Origin of the sequence: Nonomuraea sp. NPDC050691 (assembly GCF_040654455.1) — a bacterium.
In the GTDB taxonomy this organism is placed as follows: domain Bacteria; phylum Actinomycetota; class Actinomycetes; order Streptosporangiales; family Streptosporangiaceae; genus Nonomuraea.
Genome location: NZ_JBFAIA010000019.1, coordinates 22,843 through 38,873 on the forward strand (window position 1 = coordinate 22,843; position 16,031 = coordinate 38,873).

A 16,031-nucleotide genomic window follows, 5' to 3' on the forward strand; every position below is an offset into this window, starting at 1 on the left:
CCTGGACGGCGGCGGTCAGCCGGCGGTCAGCCGGGTGATGGCGGCGACGAGGTGCGGCCAGAGCGGGCGCGGCAGGTCGTGGCCCATGCCGGGGAAGGTCAGCAGCCTGGCCCCGGGGATGGCCTCGGCGGTGGCCAGGCCACCGGCGAGGGGGACGAGCTGGTCGGCCTCGCCGTGGACCACGAGCGCCGGCACGCCGAGCCCGCGCAGTCCCTCGGTACGGTCGCCCGAGGCCATGATGGCGGCGAGCTGGCGCGCGGTGCCCGCCGGGTCGAAGCAGCGGTCGAAGGCGCGACCGGCGACGTCCGCGATGCGCGCCCGGTCCGGCTCGAAGCCGGGTGAGCCGATCACGGCCCAGGCCGCCTGGGACCGCGCGATCGCCTCCTCGCGCCCGGCGGGCGGCGTGGCCAGCAGCACCGCCCTCGCCGCGGGCGTGGGAGGGGCGGCCTGCGGGCCGGGCGTGGACATGATGGAGGTGAGGCTGAGGACCCGGCCGGGATGCCGGATGGCCAGCGCCTGGGCGATCATGCCGCCCATCGAGGCGCCCACCACGTGGGCGGCGGCCCACCCGAGCGCGTCCATCAGCCCCGCCGCGTCGTCGGCCATGTCGTCCAGCAGGTACGGCGGGGCGCCGCCGAGCCGCGGCTGGCCGTACTCGCGCAGGTGCGTGGACAGGCCCGCGTCGCGGTTGTCGAAGCGGACGACGTGGTGCCCCTGCTCGGCGAGGAGGAGGCAGAACGCGTCGTCCCAGTGGATGAGCTGGGCGCCCAGGCCCATGACCAGGAGGAGGGGGCGGGCACCGGGAGTGCCGAAGCTCTCGTAGGCGATCTCGATGCCGTTGACCTTAACGCGCGCGATCACGTCCAACAGAATGACATTCGGACCGCAACGGGGTAAAGGGCCCGGAAAGGCGTCACCCCGCCCCGGAACCGCCGGGGCGGCGGCGGTCCGGAGCGGGGTGACAAGGGGCCTGGATGGAGAGGCAGGCAGGCCCCTTGGGTAGGGCCGGACCGGACGGGGTGGCGTCCGGACCCGGCCGCATGGTCGGGGTGCCGGCCGGCGTGCCGTCTGGGGGGACGGCGGCCGGTCCGGCGGGGGTCAGCTCTTGACGAGCAGCTTGCGCAGGCGGTCGCGGCCGAGGTACGCGCCGCCGCCGACCGCGGCCACGCCCATCAGGGCGAGGCCGGCCGAGGTGCTCAGGCCCTGGTCGCCGGAGCCGGCGTCGCCGGCCTCGGCGGTCTTGACGGTCTCGGCGGTGGTGCCGCGGGAGGTGTGCTCGGAGGCGGTCACCACACCGGCGTCGTCCTTGCCGGCCTTGTCGCTCTTGTCGCTCTTGTTGTTCTTGGAGACGGAGGCCGCCTCACCGGCGGAGCCGGCGCCGGACTCCTCCGGAGCGGTGGACTTGTCCTCGGCGAGCAGCGGCGGCTTGGCCGGGTTGGCGTCGACGCGGCGCCAGGCGCCGGAGGCGAAGGAGACGGGGAGGTTCTTCTTGCCCGGGCCGCTGCCCCACTTGGTGATGACGTAGCTCACCTTGATGTGGCCCTGGCCGCCGACGCCGTCCACGCCGAGCGTCTCGGAGTTGAAGCGGCCGCCGGTGAGCTGGGCGAAGGTCTTGGCGTCGAGGTCGAGCATGACGCCGCTGCTGGAGGGCACACCCGGGCCACGGTCGCCGACGAAGAACGGGGCCTTCTTGCCCTTGTAGACGACGTAGCCCTCGGTCATGAGGGGCCAGCTCGGGCTGGCGGCCAGGCCCTTCTGCATGGGCTTGCCGCTGGCCGGCAGGCCGGTGTCGCCGGCGCGGCCGGAGGAGTCGTCCCAGAAGTAGGACGCCGTGGTGGCGCCCTTGAGGAGGACCTTCTGGTCGTCGTCGGTGTCGGCGTGCGCCGCGGTGCCGGCGCCGATGGTGAGTGCGCCGAGTACGGCCGCCGTCAGAAGGCTGAAAGAACGCATGCCAAGTCGTGCGGACATGTGTTGGAAGAGTCCTTTGCGTGGGGTACAGGAGGGCGCGCTCGCTCAGATGGGGGCGTAGCCGGGCAGAAGTGCCAACGGGCGCTACGCGGGAGCGCGAGGGAAGGTAAATCAGGGGGAAGGGGGGATGCCGCTCAGGCGGCCGGTGTCACTGCCCCGTCCGGGGGTACGCGGTAGCGCATCGAAGTCTTGTCCTCTCCATCTCGCCTACCGGGTTAGCTGACGGGTTCGGGCGTGGAGATGCCCTACCGGCCCGGGTCGGGCCGGATTCACCCCAGAGGTTGGTTCCCCGGTTCCCGCGGGAGCGGGATTCGGCGCCGGTCAGCCGCCGCTTCCTGGCGAAGGGCTAGGTCACTGGCCGGTAACAGGTTCGACTCTAGCGAGCGAACCGGACAATAGCAAAGGAAACCCCATAAATCGGGTGAAGATCTACCTTTCAGGCAAAGAAATGGAGGGGTACGGCATGCCGTACCCCTCCAGAAAACCAGCTTTCAGCGCGTGCTCAGGACGCGTGTCCGCCCAGGACGCGTCGACCTCCGGACACGTGCCTGCTCAGGACGCGCGCCGCCCGCTCAGGACGCGTCAGCCTCCACTCTTGCGGCGGAAGGAGCGCTTGCTGGCGGCCGGCCCGTGAGCACCGTGGATCTTGGAAGCGTCGCCGCCCTTGCCACCAGCGCCCGAATCGGCCTGCCGGGCACGCTTGCGCTCCAAGGCCTCCCGGAACTTGCGCTTCAACTCGTCCTCGGGAGTTTCGCTGGCTTCCGGCTCCGGTGTTTCCGTCATGAGGACCTCCTGGTGTTGGGGACGTTCAAAGCTTCGCACGCCCGTACCCGCCGTGCGAAACCGGCCGACCGCGTCAGCGCCGGACGGGTCAGCCGTTCAGCAGCCTGAGCTCCTCGGAGGTCAGCACAAGATCGGCCGCCGCCACCGAGTCGAGGATGCTCTCCGGCCGGCTCGCCCCGGGGATGGGGATCACGACCGGGCCGCGGGCCAGCTCCCAGGCCAGGCAGACCCGCTGCGGCGACACCCCGCGGCCCTCGGCCACCTTGGCGAACGCCTCGTACTCGCCGCCGAGCCGCCCCGCCGCGCTGATCCCGCCCAGCGGCGACCACGGCAGGAACGCCACTCCCAGCTCCTCGCACACGTCCACCTCCGGCTCGGAGGAGCGGAAGGCGGGCGAGTACTGGTTCTGCACGCTCGCCAGCCGGCCGCCCAGGATGTCGTAGGCCGTCCTGATCTGGCTGGGGTCGGCGTTGGAGATCCCGGCCATCCGGATCTTGCCGGCGTCGAGCAGGTCGCGCAGCGCGCCGATCGTCTCCGCGTACGGCACGGACGGATCGGGCCGGTGGTGCTGGTAGAGCCCGATCGCCTCCACACCCAGGGCCTTGAGGGACCGCTCGCACGCCTCGACCAGGTACGACGGCCGGCCGTCGACGGCCCAGCCGCCCCCGGGAACGCGGGTGTGGCCGCCCTTGGTCGCCACCAGCACCGCGTCCCGGTCGCCGCCCCAGCTCGCCAGCGCCTTGGCGACCAGCCGCTCGTTGTGCCCGACCTGGTCGTGGGCGGGGGTGTAGGCGTCGGCCGTGTCGATCAGCGTCACGCCGGCGTCCAGGGCCGCGTGGATCGTCCGGATCGACTGATCCTCGTCGGGCATGTGTCCCGCCACCGACATGGGCATCGCGCCGAGACCGATGGAACTGACGGTGGTCTGTCCGAGTGGTCGCGTGTTCATGTCCACATCCTCCTCTCGTGCCGATCGAAAGAGGAAGGCGCCCTTACCGGTGCGGGTCGCGCCGGCCGCGCCGACCGTAAAGTGGAGCCGTACCGGAGGGGCACGAGGGAACGGAAACGAGGTCGGGAACGCCGTGCGGGGCTGGCTGATCGGGCTCGCCGTCACCGTCGTGTGCGTGGCGGCCACCTGGGGCGTGCTCTTCCTCCTGGCGAGGCGACTGCCGCCCGGCCCGATGCGGGATCTGGCCGCCTTCATCCCCGACTGCCTGACCACCATCCGCAGGCTCCGCCGCCACCCCGCCGTGCCGCGCCGCGCCAGGGTCGCCATCATGATCGCAGGCGTGTGGGTGGCCAGCCCGATCGACCTGATCCCGGAGTTCCTGCCCGTCATCGGCCCGCTCGACGACATCGTGGTGGTCGCCCTGGCGCTGCGGTACGCGGCCCGGCAGGTCCCGCGCGAGGTCCTGCTGGAGGCCTGGCCGGGCGAGCCACGCCTGCTCCTCCGCCTGCTCGGCGACCCCCGCCCCCGCTGAGTGCGCCCGCACCCCCGCTTGTGGGAGTCAGTCCTGAGAAGGGGAAGGAACCTACGCGTCCAGCCTCAGCCGCAGCAGGCAGAACTCGTTGCCCTCCGGGTCGGCCAGCACGTGCCAGGACTCCTCGCCGGTCTGCCCCACGTCCGCCCGCCGGGCTCCCGCAGCCAGCAGCCTCTCCAGCTCGGCCTCCTGGTCGCGGTCGGTCGCGTTCACGTCGATGTGCAGCCGGAGCTTGCCGCCCTTCGGATCCTCGGACGGGTTCAACACGAGGGTCGGCTGGAGCCCGCCGAACCCCGTCTTCTCCGGCCCGATCTCCACGCTCCCGTCGTCGTCCCGGTTGAGCACCACGTATCCCAGCACCTCACACCAGAACGCCGCCAGGCTCTCCGGATCGCGGCAATCCAGCACCAACTCACTGATACGACACGCCATGTGCCCTCCCGTACCCCTTCCCTCACAGAGAAACCCGCGCCACAGCGGCCGGTACGCGGACGAACCATCCGAGACCACACTTACCCGGGTGAGTCGTCGATCAGCTGAGGACCACCCGGCTGACCTGGCACTCTGGGCCGCGTCATGGCGGATCACAGGGCGGCGCTCGCGGCGTACGAACGGGCCTCGGCGCTGGCCGCCGGCCACCACGCGGACCTCGACCCGGCGGCGCGGCTCATGCACGCCCACGCCTGGGTCGGCGGCGGCGCCCCCGCCTTCGCGGACGCCCTCTCCCGCCACCGCGCCGCCCTGCAATCCTCGCTCGCGCACGCGCTGCACGCCCTCGCCCTCCTCGTCGTACGGCACGGCGGACCGGCCCCGGCGGTGCCCGCGCTGACCACGTCGGTGACGACCCTGGCCCCCGTCCCGGGCCGCTTCCAGGGCATCGACCCGAACGCCATGACCGCCCTGGTGACGTCCCTGGGCCAGGTCGCGCACACGCTGCCCGTCGCGGGGGCACGCCTGGCCGCCGAGCTGTCCGGTCACGGCCTGTCCCCCGAGCCCGGCCACGCGCTCGGCCGCATCGCCACCTGGACCTCCGCCCAGAGCGACGACCTGCGACGCCGGCTGCACCGCATCCGCGAGACCGTGCCGGGCCTCTCCCCGCCGCCGGGGTTCGCCGCGTCTCTGCCTTCGGGGCTCGCCGCGTACGGCCTGTTCGGCGCCCACGCCACGGACCCGGTCGGAGCGGAGCGCCTGCTGGCACGCGTCGGCGCCGGCGACGAGGAGGCGGTGACACGCCTGCTGTCCGTCCAGGAGGGCGCCACCGACGCGGGCCTCGCGGCCCGGGTCGCCGCGTGGTGGGCGACGCTCTCGGCGGCGGCGCGGGAACGGCTCGTGACGTTGCCGCGGTTCGGGCTGCTGAACGGCCTGCCGGCGAGCGTCCGCGACCGGGCGAACCGCCACTGGCTGGCGGAACAGAGGACCCGGCTGGAACGGGACCTGGAGACGGCCACGACGGACCTCGGCCGCCTGGCGGACCCGGGGCTGCTGGGCGGCTGGGAACGCATCGCCGCCCGGCTACGCCGCCTCGACCTCATCGAGGCGGAACTCCACCCGGCACCGGGGCATCCTGCGCCGCTGTTGCTGGCGTTCGACGTGACGGGGCAGGGGCGGCTCGTCGTCTCATGGGGGGATCCGGACAGGGCGGACATCACGGTCACGTCTGTGTCGGGGCTCACGTCGGGGCTGGACGCGGCGCACGGGGATCTGGAGCGGTCACGGGCGTTGTGGCAGCAAGCCTCGTATTACAGCGGGATCCAAAGCATTGCTTCCATCACGTGGCTGGGCTACGACGCCCCCCAGCTCGATCCGGGACTTATGGATCCGGCCAAATCCGTCGCCTTCGCCTCGGCCGCAGCCGAAGGCGGTAAGGCGCTCGCCTCCTTCAATGACGGTCTTCACGCTGCCCACAACCCGTCGAGCACAGCCCGCACTGTCGTCATCGGTCACAGCTACGGGTCGCTGACCACCGGTCGCGCCGCCGTTTTGCGTCCTGGGCGCTTCGCCGACGACGTCATTCTCATCGGCAGTCCTGGAGTCGGAGTCGATCACGCTCGTCAACTCGGCGTCAGAGCGGAGCACGTCTGGGTGGGCGAGGCCGGCAACGACCCGGTCGCGGCTCTCGGCCGCTTCGGCTCAGATCCAGGTGACGCCTCATTCGGAGGACGTCACATGCCTGTGGGGAGAGACGTCTTCACGTCGGCGCACAGCAGCTACTGGCAGCCTTACTCGGTCTCGCTCCAAAACATGGGACGAATCATCAACGGCCAGTACGACAAGATCGTGCACCCCCCGCCTCTCAATACGCAGCCGCAACTGCTCATGCCCGAACTGGGCGACTCAACCGAGAGGTGACCCTGTGCTTCGCTTTGCCCTCACCTTGCTGGCACTCTCGCTCTCGGGATGCACTGTGAACCAACCCGCGCTCAATCAGACTCAAGCAGTCGCCCGCGTCGAGCAGCTCATCCGTGACACAGCAGACGCTCTTGCCATCCGACCACGATTGGAACTGATCGAGAGCTCGGTCGCACCACACACCTGCCTCAACGACGATCTGCCTGACGACATGGTGGTCATCGGCCGGGCCTACTGGCTGCGTAACGTGCCCAAGAGCGAGAACATGGCGATCTCACGGCAGGTTCGGGCCCACTGGGAGGCTGCAGGTCATCGCATCGTCGCCGCCGGGCGTGCCGGGAACCCTGACCTGAGCGGCGAGTCTCGGCCGGACGGCTTCACCCTCACCCTCACCTGGGCGGACGGCGACAACCTCTACCTCGGAGCGGCTTCCCCCTGCGTCTGGCCTGACGGGCATCCGTCGGAATGACCCTCAACACAGAAGACCCCAGGCCGTCTCCCGACGGCCTGGGGTCTTGTAGCGGTGCGCCGCCAGGGACTCGAACCCCGGACCCGCTGATTAAGAGTCAGCTGCTCTAACCAACTGAGCTAGCGGCGCGTTGCTGAGAGGAATATACCGGCACTCGGCATCCTGGTCGAATCGGCCGGAGCCCGGCACCCCGAACCCCCTCAGAACACCCCAGACTAGAATAAGGTTCGGCTGTGACGACAGGAGCCTTCATGTTCGACTCCCCCGCCCAGGCCGGCGAGCGGCTGGCCTCCGCCGGATACCTCTCCGACGACGCCATCTCCACCTCCGTCTTCCTGGCCGCCGCGCTCGGCAGGCCGTTGCTGGTCGAGGGGCCCGCCGGGGTGGGCAAGACGCAGCTGGCCAAGGCCGTGGCGCGGGCGAGCGGGTCCCAGCTGATCCGGCTCCAGTGTTACGAGGGCCTGGACGAGGCGCGGGCGCTGTACGAGTGGAACTACAAGAAGCAGCTCCTCCGCATCCAGGCCACCAGCACGGACGAGGACATCTTCACCGAGGAATTCCTGCTCGAACGGCCGCTTCTGAAGGCCATCCGGGCCGACGTCCCGACCGTGCTGCTGGTGGACGAGACCGACAAGGCCGATGTCGAGGTCGAGGGGCTGCTGCTGGAGCTGCTGTCGGACTTCCAGGTGACGATCCCCGAGCTGGGCACCGTCTCCGCCGTGCGCCGGCCGTACGTCGTGCTGACCTCGAACGCCACCCGCGAGCTGTCCGAGGCGCTCAAGCGGCGCTGCCTGTACCTGCACATCGGGTACCCGGCGCCCGAGCGGGAGCGGGACATCGTGCTCGCGCAGGTGCCGACGATCCGGGCCGATCTGGCCGAGGCGCTCGCCCGTACGGTGGCGACCCTGCGCGGGCTGGAGCTGAAGAAGGCACCGTCGGTGGCCGAGACCGTGGACTGGGCCAACACGCTGCTGGCCCTGGGACGCGAGGAGCTGGACGAGGCGACCGTCGCCGGGACGCTGGGCGTGGTGCTCAAGCACGCCTCCGACCACCGGCGGGCGATGAAGGAACTGGGCCTGTCCGGTGGGTGAGTCGCTGATCGACCGGCATGTCGGGTTCGTGCGGGCGTTGCGCGAGGCGGGCGTGCCCGTGTCCGTGGCCGAGGGGCTGGACGCGGTGCGCGCCCTGCGGGTGATCGACCTGGCCGAGCGCGAGTCGCTGCGGGCGGCCTACGCGGCGACCCTGGTCAAGAGGCCCGCTCACCGGCCGGGGTTCGATGTGCTGTTCGACCTGTGGTTCCCGCCTGTCATGTCCGGCGCATCCGCCCCGCCCGGTGGCATTCCCCAGGCCCCGCCCGGCGACCAGACCCGGCCCGAGGAGCGGGACGAGTTGCGGGCGCGGCTGGCCGGGCTGCTGACCGGCGGGAGCGACGCGGAGATGCGGGAGTTCGCCCGCGCCATGGTGGAGCGGTTCGGGCGGCAGCAGGCCGGGCCGGGACGCCAGAACTGGTTCTCGTACAGCGTCATGCGGGCCCTGTCCCCCGAGACGCTGATGGCCGGGATCCTGCGCGAGGTGCTCACGGGGCGGGAGCGCGGCGGCCTGGCGGAGCGGACGGTCCGCGACCAGGTGAACGCCGGGATCCGGCGCTTCGAGGACGCCGTGGCCGCCGACGTGCGCCGCCGCATCGCCGAGGACTCGGGCGTCGAGCGCATCGCCCGCTCGGCCGTGCGCCCGCCGCTCGACCAGGTCGAGTTCCTGCGCGCCACCCGGGAGGACCTGTCGCGGCTGCGCCGGGAGGTGTATCCGCTGGCCAGGCGGCTGGCGACGCGGCTGGCGATCCGCCGGCGACGGGGCCGGCGCGGCCGGCTCGACTTCCGCCGGACCGTGCGGGCGTCCCTGCAGAGCGGCGGGGTGCCGCTGGCGCCGTCGTTCCGTCCGCCCCGGCCGCACCGGCCCGAGCTGGTCGTGCTGTGCGACGCCAGCGACTCGGTCTCGTCGTTCGCGCACTTCACGCTGCTGCTCACGTACGCGCTGAGAGAGCAGTTCGCGAAGGTACGGGCGTTCGGGTTCGTGGACACGGTGGACGAGATCACCCGGTTCTTCCGGCCCGGCACGGACGTGGTGGACGCCATGACGAGGATGGCGGACGAGGCCGACATGGTCCGGTTCGGCCGCACCAACTACGGGCACGCGCTGGAGCGCTTCGCCGAGCGCCACGGCGACGCCGTCGGGCCGAAGACGTCGCTGCTGATCCTCGGCGACGCCCGCTCCAACTACCAGCCGCCCGCGCTCGCCACCCTGCAGGCCCTGGCCGGACGGGCCCGCAACGCCTACTGGCTCAACCCCGAGCCGCGGGCGCAGTGGGACACGGGCGACTCCGTCGCGAGCGCGTACGCCGCCGTCGTGCCCATGACCGAATGCCGTAACGTCGCCCAGCTCGCGGCGTTCATCGAGGGCCTGGCCTGAGCCGCGCCCGGGGGCGGTCAGGAGCGCTGCAGCTCGCGGGCCGCCGTACGGGCCAGCAGCTCGATCTGGGCGTCGTCCAGCACGACCTCCCGCGCCGCCTTGATCCGGCGGGCCACCAGGCGGGGCTTGAGCAGCGTGAGCCCCTCGGCCGTGACGGTGCCGCCGCGCGGCAGCGAGCCGGAGTGCGCGGCCAGCAGGGGCGTGATCGTCACCGCGATCCCGGTCTCGCGCGTCAGCATCCCGGCGAACGCGTCGGCGGTGTCGACCAGCGGCTTGGCGACGCTGGTGCCGTACTTCTCGCCGAAGAACAGCCGGCCGCCGTACGCGGCGATCTCGACATCGGGGCTCCACGACTCGTTGTCGACGATCCACAGTCCGCCGGGGCCGATCACGAGGTGGTCGATGGACGCCTGGCCGCGGATGGCGCGGCCGTCGAGGACCTTGTAGCCGCGCCTGCGGAGCGAGCGCCGCAGCAGCCGGCCGGTGATGACCTCGCCGCGCCGCCGGCCGCGCCAGACCGCCGTGGCGCGGAACGAGTTCCACGCCCACCACCAGTCGGCGGCGGCGACGACTCCCGCGAGCGCGAGGCCGTAGAAGGGCACGAGGTCGAGGCCGAAGCGGAGGGCGAGGCCGATGCCGGCCACGAAGCCCACGGCCGCCTTGATCATCCGGGAGCGCTGGCGGTTCTTGGCATCCTCACGCCAGAACTTCTCGTAGTACCACTGCGGCGACGAGCCGGCGTACTTCGCGTCCTGCTGCACGTAGATAGAGCCACCGGGCACGGCAAACTCCCCGAATGATGAGTTGGAACCAAACGGGATCTGCCACGCCGAAGATCCCTCGCCACGTCAAGTAATACCCCACTCGAAGGAAGGGCACCCTAAGGTGACGGAAATAGCACCGCGAAGACCGATCAACCGACCAGTCGGTATCCTATCGGAGGTGAGCAAGGGGGACACGTGAAGGAAGAACCGGTACGCGGCCGGCTGCTGAGCGCGGCGACGCGGCTGTTCGCCGAGAGGGGCTTCGAGGGCACCTCCGTGCAGGAGATCGTGCTGGCGGCAGGCGTCACCAAGGGCGCCATGTACCACTATTTCAGCTCCAAGGATGATCTGCTGCACGAGATCTACGCCCGTGTGCTCCGCATGCAGATGGACCGGCTCACCCGGATCGCCGACGGCCCCGGCACGGTCGCCGAGCGGCTGCACGCCGCCGCGGCCGACGTCGTCGAGACCACCACGGCCAACCTCGACGACTCCAAGATCTTCTTCCGGTCGATGCACCTGCTCGCGCCCGAGACGCAGAAGAGCGTGCGGGCCGAGCGCCGCCGCTACCACGAGCGCTTCCGCGAGCTCGTGGCCGAGGGGCAGCGCCAGGGCACGTTCAGCGACCACGTCCCGGCCGACCTGGTCGTCGACTACTTCTTCGGCTCGGTCCACCACCTGGGCTCCTGGTACCACGCGGACGGGCCGCTGACCGGCGCCCAGGTGGGACGGCACTTCGCCGACCTGCTGCTCACCTCACTCCGGGCCGGAGACGGGCTCGCCCACGAGGCCGGGGCCGGGCACGCCGGCCAGTGAGGCCAGCGCCCCCCGGTGGTCGCCGGGGGTTCCGAGGGCGATCTCGTCGGCCTTGGCGCGCTTGAGGAAGAGATGCACGGGGTGCTCCCACGTCATCCCGATCCCGCCGTGGAGCTGGACCGCCTCCTCGGCCACGTGGACCGCCACGCCGCCGTTCCACGCCTGGGCCACGGCGACCGCCACCGGGTCGGGCCCGGCCGCGACGGAAGCCTCTCCGGAGGCCTTCCCGTCGTCCTCCGCCCCGTCCGACACGGCGGCCCTGGCGGCGGCCCTGGCCCTGACCACGTCCAGCCACAGGTCCGCCAGCCGGTGCTTGACCGCCTGGAACGACCCCACCGGCCGCGCGAACTGGCGGCGCTCCTTGACGTACGCGAGCGTGGTCTCCAGGCACCACTCGGCCACGCCGAGTTGCTCGGAGGCCAGCAGCCCCGCGCCGAACCGCAGCACCTCGGCCAGGTCCACCTCGCCCAGCCGGACGCCCGGAGCCCCGTCGAGCGTCACGGTGGCCACGGGCCGCGTCAGGTCCAGCGACGGCACCGCCTCGACGGCCGCGGCCTCGCGTTCGACCATGTGGAGGACGGCCGTCCCGTCCGCGCCGGGCACCGGGACGATCAGGACGTCGGCCACGTCGGCCCCCGCCACCCCGGCCACGCTCCCGGACAGCCGCGTCTCACCGCCGGCTCCGCTCCCGGGGAGCCGCTCCCCCGCCGCGCTCACGCCTCCCCGCACCGGCCAGGGCCGGTAGGGCGAGGCGGCGAACGGGACCACCAGCGCGGCCGTCGCCCGCCCCTCCGCGAGCCGCCCCAGCAGCTCGCCCACCGCGCCGGCGCCCACGCTCGTGCCGGCGGCGGCACGCACCAGCGCGTACGTGGCCAGGACCGAGCTGGTGAAGAACGGCACCGGCGCCACCCCGCGCCCCAGCTCCTCCAGCACCACGGCCGCCTCGCTGGCCGTGGCCCCGGCGCCGCCGTACTCCTCCGGCACCAGCAGCCCCGCCACGCCGACATCGACGGCGAGGGTCTTCCACAGGCTCGGGTCGTACGGCTCGGACTCGGCCCGCGCGAGGACGGCGGCGGGCGGGCAGCGGTCGGCCAGGACGGCGCGGACGGCGGCCCGCAGCTCCTCCTCGACCTCGGAGTACAGCAGGGTCATCGCGGCAGGTCCTTCCAGGGGACGTCCTTGTCGGCGCGGGGTTCGGCGGGCAGGCCGAGGACGCGCTCGGCGATGATGTTCCGGAGGATCTCCGAGGTGCCGCCCTCGATGGAGTTGCCCTTGGCGCGCAGGTAGCGGTAGCCCGCGCCGCGGCCGTAGAAGTCGACGGTGTCGGAGCGGCGGAAGGTCCAGTCGTCGTAGCCGAGGTCGCGCCGCAGCTCCACCTCCAGACCGGACACCGCCTGGTTGAGCCTGGCGAACGACAGCTTCATGCCCGACCCCTCGGGCCCGGGCTGGCCGGCGGCGAGCTGCTCGCGCAGCCGGTCGCCGGACAGGCGGGTCACCTCGGCCTCCACCCACAGGGCCAGCAGCCGCTGGTGCAGGTCGTGGCTGCGCAGCTCGGGCTGCTCGCGCCAGGTCTCCAGGACCGGGCCGAGCATGCCGCCGCCGCGCCGCACCTGGGCGCCGCCGATGGCGACGCGCTCGTTCATGAGCGTGGTCTGGGCGACGCGCCAGCCGTCGCCGACCTGGCCGAGCCGCAGGTCGTCGGAGAGCCGGACGCCGGTCAGGAAGACCTCGTTGAACTCGGCCTCGCCGGTGATCTGCCGCAGCGGGCGGACCTCGACGCCGGGGGCGTGCATGTCGCAGACGAAGTACGTCATGCCGCGGTGCTTGGGCACACCCGGGTCGGTGCGGGCGACGAGGATCGCCCACCGGGCGTGGTGGGCGCCGGACGTCCACACCTTCTGCCCGTCCACGACCCATTCGTCGCCGTCCCTGACGGCCCGGGTGGCGAGCGTGGCGAGGTCGGAGCCGGCGCCGGGCTCGCTGAAGAGCTGGCACCAGATCTCCTCGCCGGTCCACAGCGGGCGCAGGAAGCGGCGTCTTTGCTCCTCGGTGCCGAACGCGAGGATCGTGGGGGCCGCCATGCCGAGGCCGATGCCCTGGAGGCCGACGTCGATCTGCGGGGTGCCGGCGAGCTCCTCGTCCACGACCCGTTGCAGCTCGGGCGCCAGCCCGAGGCCGCCGAGGCCCTCCGGGTACCACACCCAGGCCAGCCCGGCGTCGAACCTGGCCCGCAGGAACTCCAGCCGGTCGCCTCCCGGGTCGTGGCCGGCGAGGAACTCCGCCGCCAGTTCCCTGAGCCGTGCTTCCTCCACTCGGGATCCTCCGATCGGTGTCACATGTACTTCTTGAGCTCGCGGTAGGCCAGGGACCGCTTGTGAACCTCGTCCGGGCCGTCGGCCAGGCGCAGGGAGCGAGCTCCGGCCCAGAGGCCGGCCAGCGGGAAGTCCTGGGAGACGCCGCCGGCCCCGTGGACCTGGATGGCCTTGTCGATGATCCACTCGACGGCCGCCGGGGTCGCGATCTTGATGGCCTGGATCTCGGTGTGGGCTCCCTGGTTGCCGACGGTGTCCATGAGCCAGGCCGTCCTGAGGACGAGCGGCCGGAGCTGCTCGATGCGGACGCGGGACTCGGCGATCCAGTCCTGGACGACGCCCTGCTGGGCGACGGGCTTGCCGAACGTGGTGCGGCTCAGCGCGCGCCGGCACATCAGCTCGACGGCGCGCTCGGCCATGCCGATCAGGCGCATGCAGTGGTGGATGCGGCCGGGCCCGAGCCGGGCCTGCGCGATGGCGAAGCCGCCGCCCTGCTCGCCGATGAGGTTGTCGGCCGGCACGCGGACGTCCTCGAACACGATCTCGGCGTGGCCGCCGTGGTCGGCGTCGTCGTAGCCGAACACGGTCATGCCGCGCCTGATGTGCATGCCGGGTGTGTCGCGCGGCACCAGCACCATGCTCTGCTGCCGGTGCGACGGCGCCTCCGGGTCGGTCTTGCCCATGACGATGAAGATCTTGCACTCGGGGTTCATGGCGCCCGAGATGAACCACTTGCGGCCGTTGATGACGTACTCGTCGCCGTCGCGCACGATCGAGGTGGCGATGTTGGTCGCGTCGGAGGAGGCCACGTCGGGCTCGGTCATCGCGAACGCGGACCGGATCTCCCCGTCGAGCAGCGGACGCAGCCACTCCTCGCGCTGCCACTCGCTGCCGAACATCGACAGCACCTCCATGTTGCCCGTGTCGGGCGCCGCGCAGTTGGTGGCGGCGGGCGCGAGATGGGGGCTGCGGCCCATGATCTCCGCCAGGGGGGCGTACTGGAGGTTCGTGAGCCCGGCGCCGTCCCCGCCGGGCAGGAACAGGTTCCACAGGCCGCGCTTGCGCGCCTCGTCCTTGAGGTCGGCGAGCAGCGGCGGCGCGCTCCAGCCGCTGGTGGCGGCCTGCTCGGCGAAGGCGGCCTCGGCCGGATGGACGCACTCGTCCATGAAGCGCAGCAGCCGCTCGCGCAACTCCTCGGTGACGCTGTCGTAGGCGAAGTCCATGGCGTCGACCCTACCGACCGGCCGGTATGCATGTCGACAGCGGCCTTCGGCGAAAACAGTGGTCTTCGGCAAAAGCCGCCATGTGGCCATAACCGGGGTTCCGGCCGCCCCCTAGGCTGACGGCCATGACCGCGAAGCTCCCCTCCCCCGTGGTGCTCGAGAACGACGTCGTCCGGCTCGAACCGCTCACCCTCGCCCACGTCCCCGACCTGTTCGCCGCCGGCGGCGGCGACCCGGAGGTGTGGCGCTGGCTGTCCGCGCTCCCTGGGACCGAGGAGGAGCTGCGCGAGGTGGCCGCCGGGCTGATCGCGGACGACAAGCACGTCCCCCTCGCCGTCGTCCCGCGCGAGAGCGGCCGGGCCGTGGGCTGGACCACCTACTGCGACGTGCCCGGCTTCGACGAGAGCGTGGAGATCGGCTGGACGTGGTACGGCAGGGCGGTCTGGCGCACGGCCGTGAACACGAACTGCAAGGTGCTGCTCATCGACCACGCCTTCGACGAGCTGGGATACAACCGCGTCATGCTCAAGACCGACGTGCTCAACACGCGTTCCCAGAACGCGATCCGGCGGATCGGCGGCGTCCACGAGGGCACGCTGCGACGCCACCGCACGCGGCCGGACGGCACCTGGCGCGACACGGTCGTCTTCGGCATCCTCCAGGAGGAGTGGCCGGCCCACCGCGCTCGCCTCACCTCCTGACCGGCCCCCCGTCAGAGCCGGGCACGGTGGCGCTCAGGCGGGCCCCAGCATGCCGTCGAGCAGCTCGTGCATCGCCGCGCGGGTGTCGTCCCGTGACGGGATCTCCCCCGCGCCCGCGATCGCGTCGAACATGACGCCCTCGGTGAACGCCACGAGCCGGCGGGAGTGCCGTACCGGATCGGGCGAGCCCAGGACGGCCAGCAGCGCCACCGCCGGGTCGCGGAAGCGCCGGCCCGCCCGGTCGTAGACGCGGCGCAGCTCGGGCCGCCGGGTCGCCTCCAGGGCCAGCTCGTAGCGGGCCAGCGTGCGCCGGCTGTCGGCGATCTGCACGTGCAGCACCTCCACCAGGAGGTCCACCAGGGCCTCGCGGGACGGCGGCCGGTCGCGCGCGGGCAGCCCCGCCTCCAGGGCGGGGGCCATGGCGCGCTCCTCCAGCTCCACCAGGTGCGCCAGTGTGAGTTCGAGCAGCGCGGCACGGGTGCGGGCGAGGTTGGAGGCGGAGCCGGGCGGCAGGCCGGCGGCCTCGTCCACGGCCCGGTGGGTCAGGCCGCGCATGCCCCGCTCGGCCAGCAACGTGATGGCCGCCTCCGCGACCGCCTCTGAACGCTTCACGGTCACCGATCCTACGAGGCATCGACTACGCCTGTAGTCATCGATACTACAGCCGTAGTATCGTGAAACTACAGACGTAGTGAGGAG

The 16,031-nt window shown here is 72.1% G+C and carries 17 protein-coding genes, 1 tRNA gene and 1 riboswitch; of the genes, 7 read left to right on the forward strand and 11 right to left on the reverse strand.

Features of this window, described 5'->3' with window-relative positions; genetic code table 11:
• Window positions 1–15 precede the first annotated feature (15 nt).
• The 4 genes from AB0H81_RS11065 to AB0H81_RS11080 form a co-directional block, all read right to left on the reverse strand.
• The gene (locus tag AB0H81_RS11065; RefSeq protein WP_358372377.1) at window positions 16–861 is read right to left on the reverse strand and encodes an alpha/beta hydrolase; all 846 of its coding nucleotides are present in this window, start codon (window positions 859–861) and stop codon (window positions 16–18) included.
• Window positions 862–1,098: 237 nt separating this feature from the next.
• Window positions 1,099–1,968 (reverse strand): hypothetical protein, encoded by an 870-nt coding sequence (locus AB0H81_RS11070; RefSeq protein WP_358372380.1) that lies wholly within the window; start codon window positions 1,966–1,968, stop codon window positions 1,099–1,101.
• 189 nt (window positions 1,969–2,157) lie between these two features.
• Window positions 2,158–2,295: riboswitch (cyclic di-AMP (ydaO/yuaA leader) on the reverse strand.
• A gap of 255 nt (window positions 2,296–2,550) precedes the next feature.
• Window positions 2,551–2,751, reverse strand: coding sequence for a DUF5302 domain-containing protein (locus tag AB0H81_RS11075; RefSeq protein ID WP_358372383.1), 201 nt, complete (start codon window positions 2,749–2,751; stop codon window positions 2,551–2,553).
• 88 nt (window positions 2,752–2,839) lie between these two features.
• Complete coding sequence (locus tag AB0H81_RS11080) at window positions 2,840–3,700, reverse strand: aldo/keto reductase (protein WP_358372385.1); 861 nt, start codon at window positions 3,698–3,700, stop codon at window positions 2,840–2,842.
• A 133-nt stretch (window positions 3,701–3,833) separates the two neighbouring features.
• Here AB0H81_RS11080 and AB0H81_RS11085 point away from each other — a divergent pair, with 133 nt between their 5' ends.
• Window positions 3,834–4,232: a DUF1232 domain-containing protein gene (locus AB0H81_RS11085; RefSeq protein ID WP_358372388.1), complete on the forward strand. Its 399-nt coding sequence runs from the start codon at window positions 3,834–3,836 to the stop codon at window positions 4,230–4,232.
• Window positions 4,233–4,283: 51 nt separating this feature from the next.
• On the opposite strand, the gene AB0H81_RS11090 is transcribed toward AB0H81_RS11085, so the two are convergent.
• On the reverse strand, window positions 4,284–4,664 hold the full coding sequence (locus AB0H81_RS11090; RefSeq protein WP_358372391.1) for a VOC family protein: 381 nt from the start codon (window positions 4,662–4,664) through the stop codon (window positions 4,284–4,286).
• Between the two features lie 144 nt (window positions 4,665–4,808).
• Between AB0H81_RS11090 and AB0H81_RS11095 the strand changes: the two genes are divergently transcribed.
• A complete protein-coding gene (locus AB0H81_RS11095) occupies window positions 4,809–6,581 on the forward strand; it encodes an alpha/beta hydrolase (RefSeq protein WP_358372394.1) in 1,773 nt (590 codons plus the stop codon).
• A 4-nt stretch (window positions 6,582–6,585) separates the two neighbouring features.
• Window positions 6,586–7,050, forward strand: a complete 465-nt coding sequence (locus AB0H81_RS11100) for a hypothetical protein (RefSeq protein WP_358372397.1) — start codon at window positions 6,586–6,588, stop codon at window positions 7,048–7,050.
• Window positions 7,051–7,105: 55 nt separating this feature from the next.
• Here AB0H81_RS11100 and AB0H81_RS11105 read toward each other — a convergent pair.
• Window positions 7,106–7,179: transfer RNA gene (locus AB0H81_RS11105), tRNA-Lys, on the reverse strand.
• Window positions 7,180–7,301: 122 nt separating this feature from the next.
• On the opposite strand from AB0H81_RS11105, the gene AB0H81_RS11110 reads away from it, so the two are divergent.
• Window positions 7,302–8,141, forward strand: a complete 840-nt coding sequence (locus AB0H81_RS11110; protein WP_358372399.1) for a MoxR family ATPase — start codon at window positions 7,302–7,304, stop codon at window positions 8,139–8,141.
• Window positions 8,134–9,516, forward strand: a complete 1,383-nt coding sequence (locus AB0H81_RS11115; RefSeq protein ID WP_358372402.1) for a VWA domain-containing protein — start codon at window positions 8,134–8,136, stop codon at window positions 9,514–9,516. Before AB0H81_RS11110 ends, AB0H81_RS11115 begins: the two co-directional genes overlap by 8 nt.
• 17 nt (window positions 9,517–9,533) lie before the next feature.
• On the opposite strand, the gene AB0H81_RS11120 is transcribed toward AB0H81_RS11115, so the two are convergent.
• Window positions 9,534–10,298, reverse strand: coding sequence for a nuclease-related domain-containing protein (locus AB0H81_RS11120; RefSeq protein WP_358372405.1), 765 nt, complete (start codon window positions 10,296–10,298; stop codon window positions 9,534–9,536).
• A 177-nt stretch (window positions 10,299–10,475) separates the two neighbouring features.
• Here AB0H81_RS11120 and AB0H81_RS11125 point away from each other — a divergent pair, with 177 nt between their 5' ends.
• The gene (locus AB0H81_RS11125) at window positions 10,476–11,096 is read left to right on the forward strand and encodes a TetR/AcrR family transcriptional regulator (RefSeq protein ID WP_358372408.1); all 621 of its coding nucleotides are present in this window, start codon (window positions 10,476–10,478) and stop codon (window positions 11,094–11,096) included.
• On the opposite strand, the gene AB0H81_RS11130 is transcribed toward AB0H81_RS11125, so the two are convergent.
• From AB0H81_RS11130 to AB0H81_RS11140, 3 genes are read right to left on the reverse strand one after another with little or no spacing between them, the layout of a single operon-like run.
• Window positions 11,037–12,248, reverse strand: a complete 1,212-nt coding sequence (locus AB0H81_RS11130; RefSeq protein WP_358372411.1) for an acyl-CoA dehydrogenase family protein — start codon at window positions 12,246–12,248, stop codon at window positions 11,037–11,039. The genes AB0H81_RS11125 and AB0H81_RS11130 overlap by 60 nt on opposite strands.
• Entirely contained in the window at window positions 12,245–13,408 is a 1,164-nt protein-coding gene (locus AB0H81_RS11135; RefSeq protein ID WP_358372414.1) for an acyl-CoA dehydrogenase family protein, read from the reverse strand. The genes AB0H81_RS11130 and AB0H81_RS11135 overlap by 4 nt, the downstream gene beginning before the upstream one ends.
• Window positions 13,409–13,428: 20 nt before the next feature.
• Window positions 13,429–14,631 (reverse strand): acyl-CoA dehydrogenase family protein, encoded by a 1,203-nt coding sequence (locus tag AB0H81_RS11140; RefSeq protein ID WP_358372417.1) that lies wholly within the window; start codon window positions 14,629–14,631, stop codon window positions 13,429–13,431.
• Between the two features lie 125 nt (window positions 14,632–14,756).
• Between AB0H81_RS11140 and AB0H81_RS11145 the strand changes: the two genes are divergently transcribed.
• Window positions 14,757–15,332: a GNAT family protein gene (locus tag AB0H81_RS11145; protein ID WP_358372419.1), complete on the forward strand. Its 576-nt coding sequence runs from the start codon at window positions 14,757–14,759 to the stop codon at window positions 15,330–15,332.
• Between the two features lie 33 nt (window positions 15,333–15,365).
• Here AB0H81_RS11145 and AB0H81_RS11150 read toward each other — a convergent pair whose 3' ends face one another.
• On the reverse strand, window positions 15,366–15,944 hold the full coding sequence (locus AB0H81_RS11150; protein ID WP_358372422.1) for a TetR family transcriptional regulator C-terminal domain-containing protein: 579 nt from the start codon (window positions 15,942–15,944) through the stop codon (window positions 15,366–15,368).
• Window positions 15,945–16,031 lie beyond the last annotated feature (87 nt).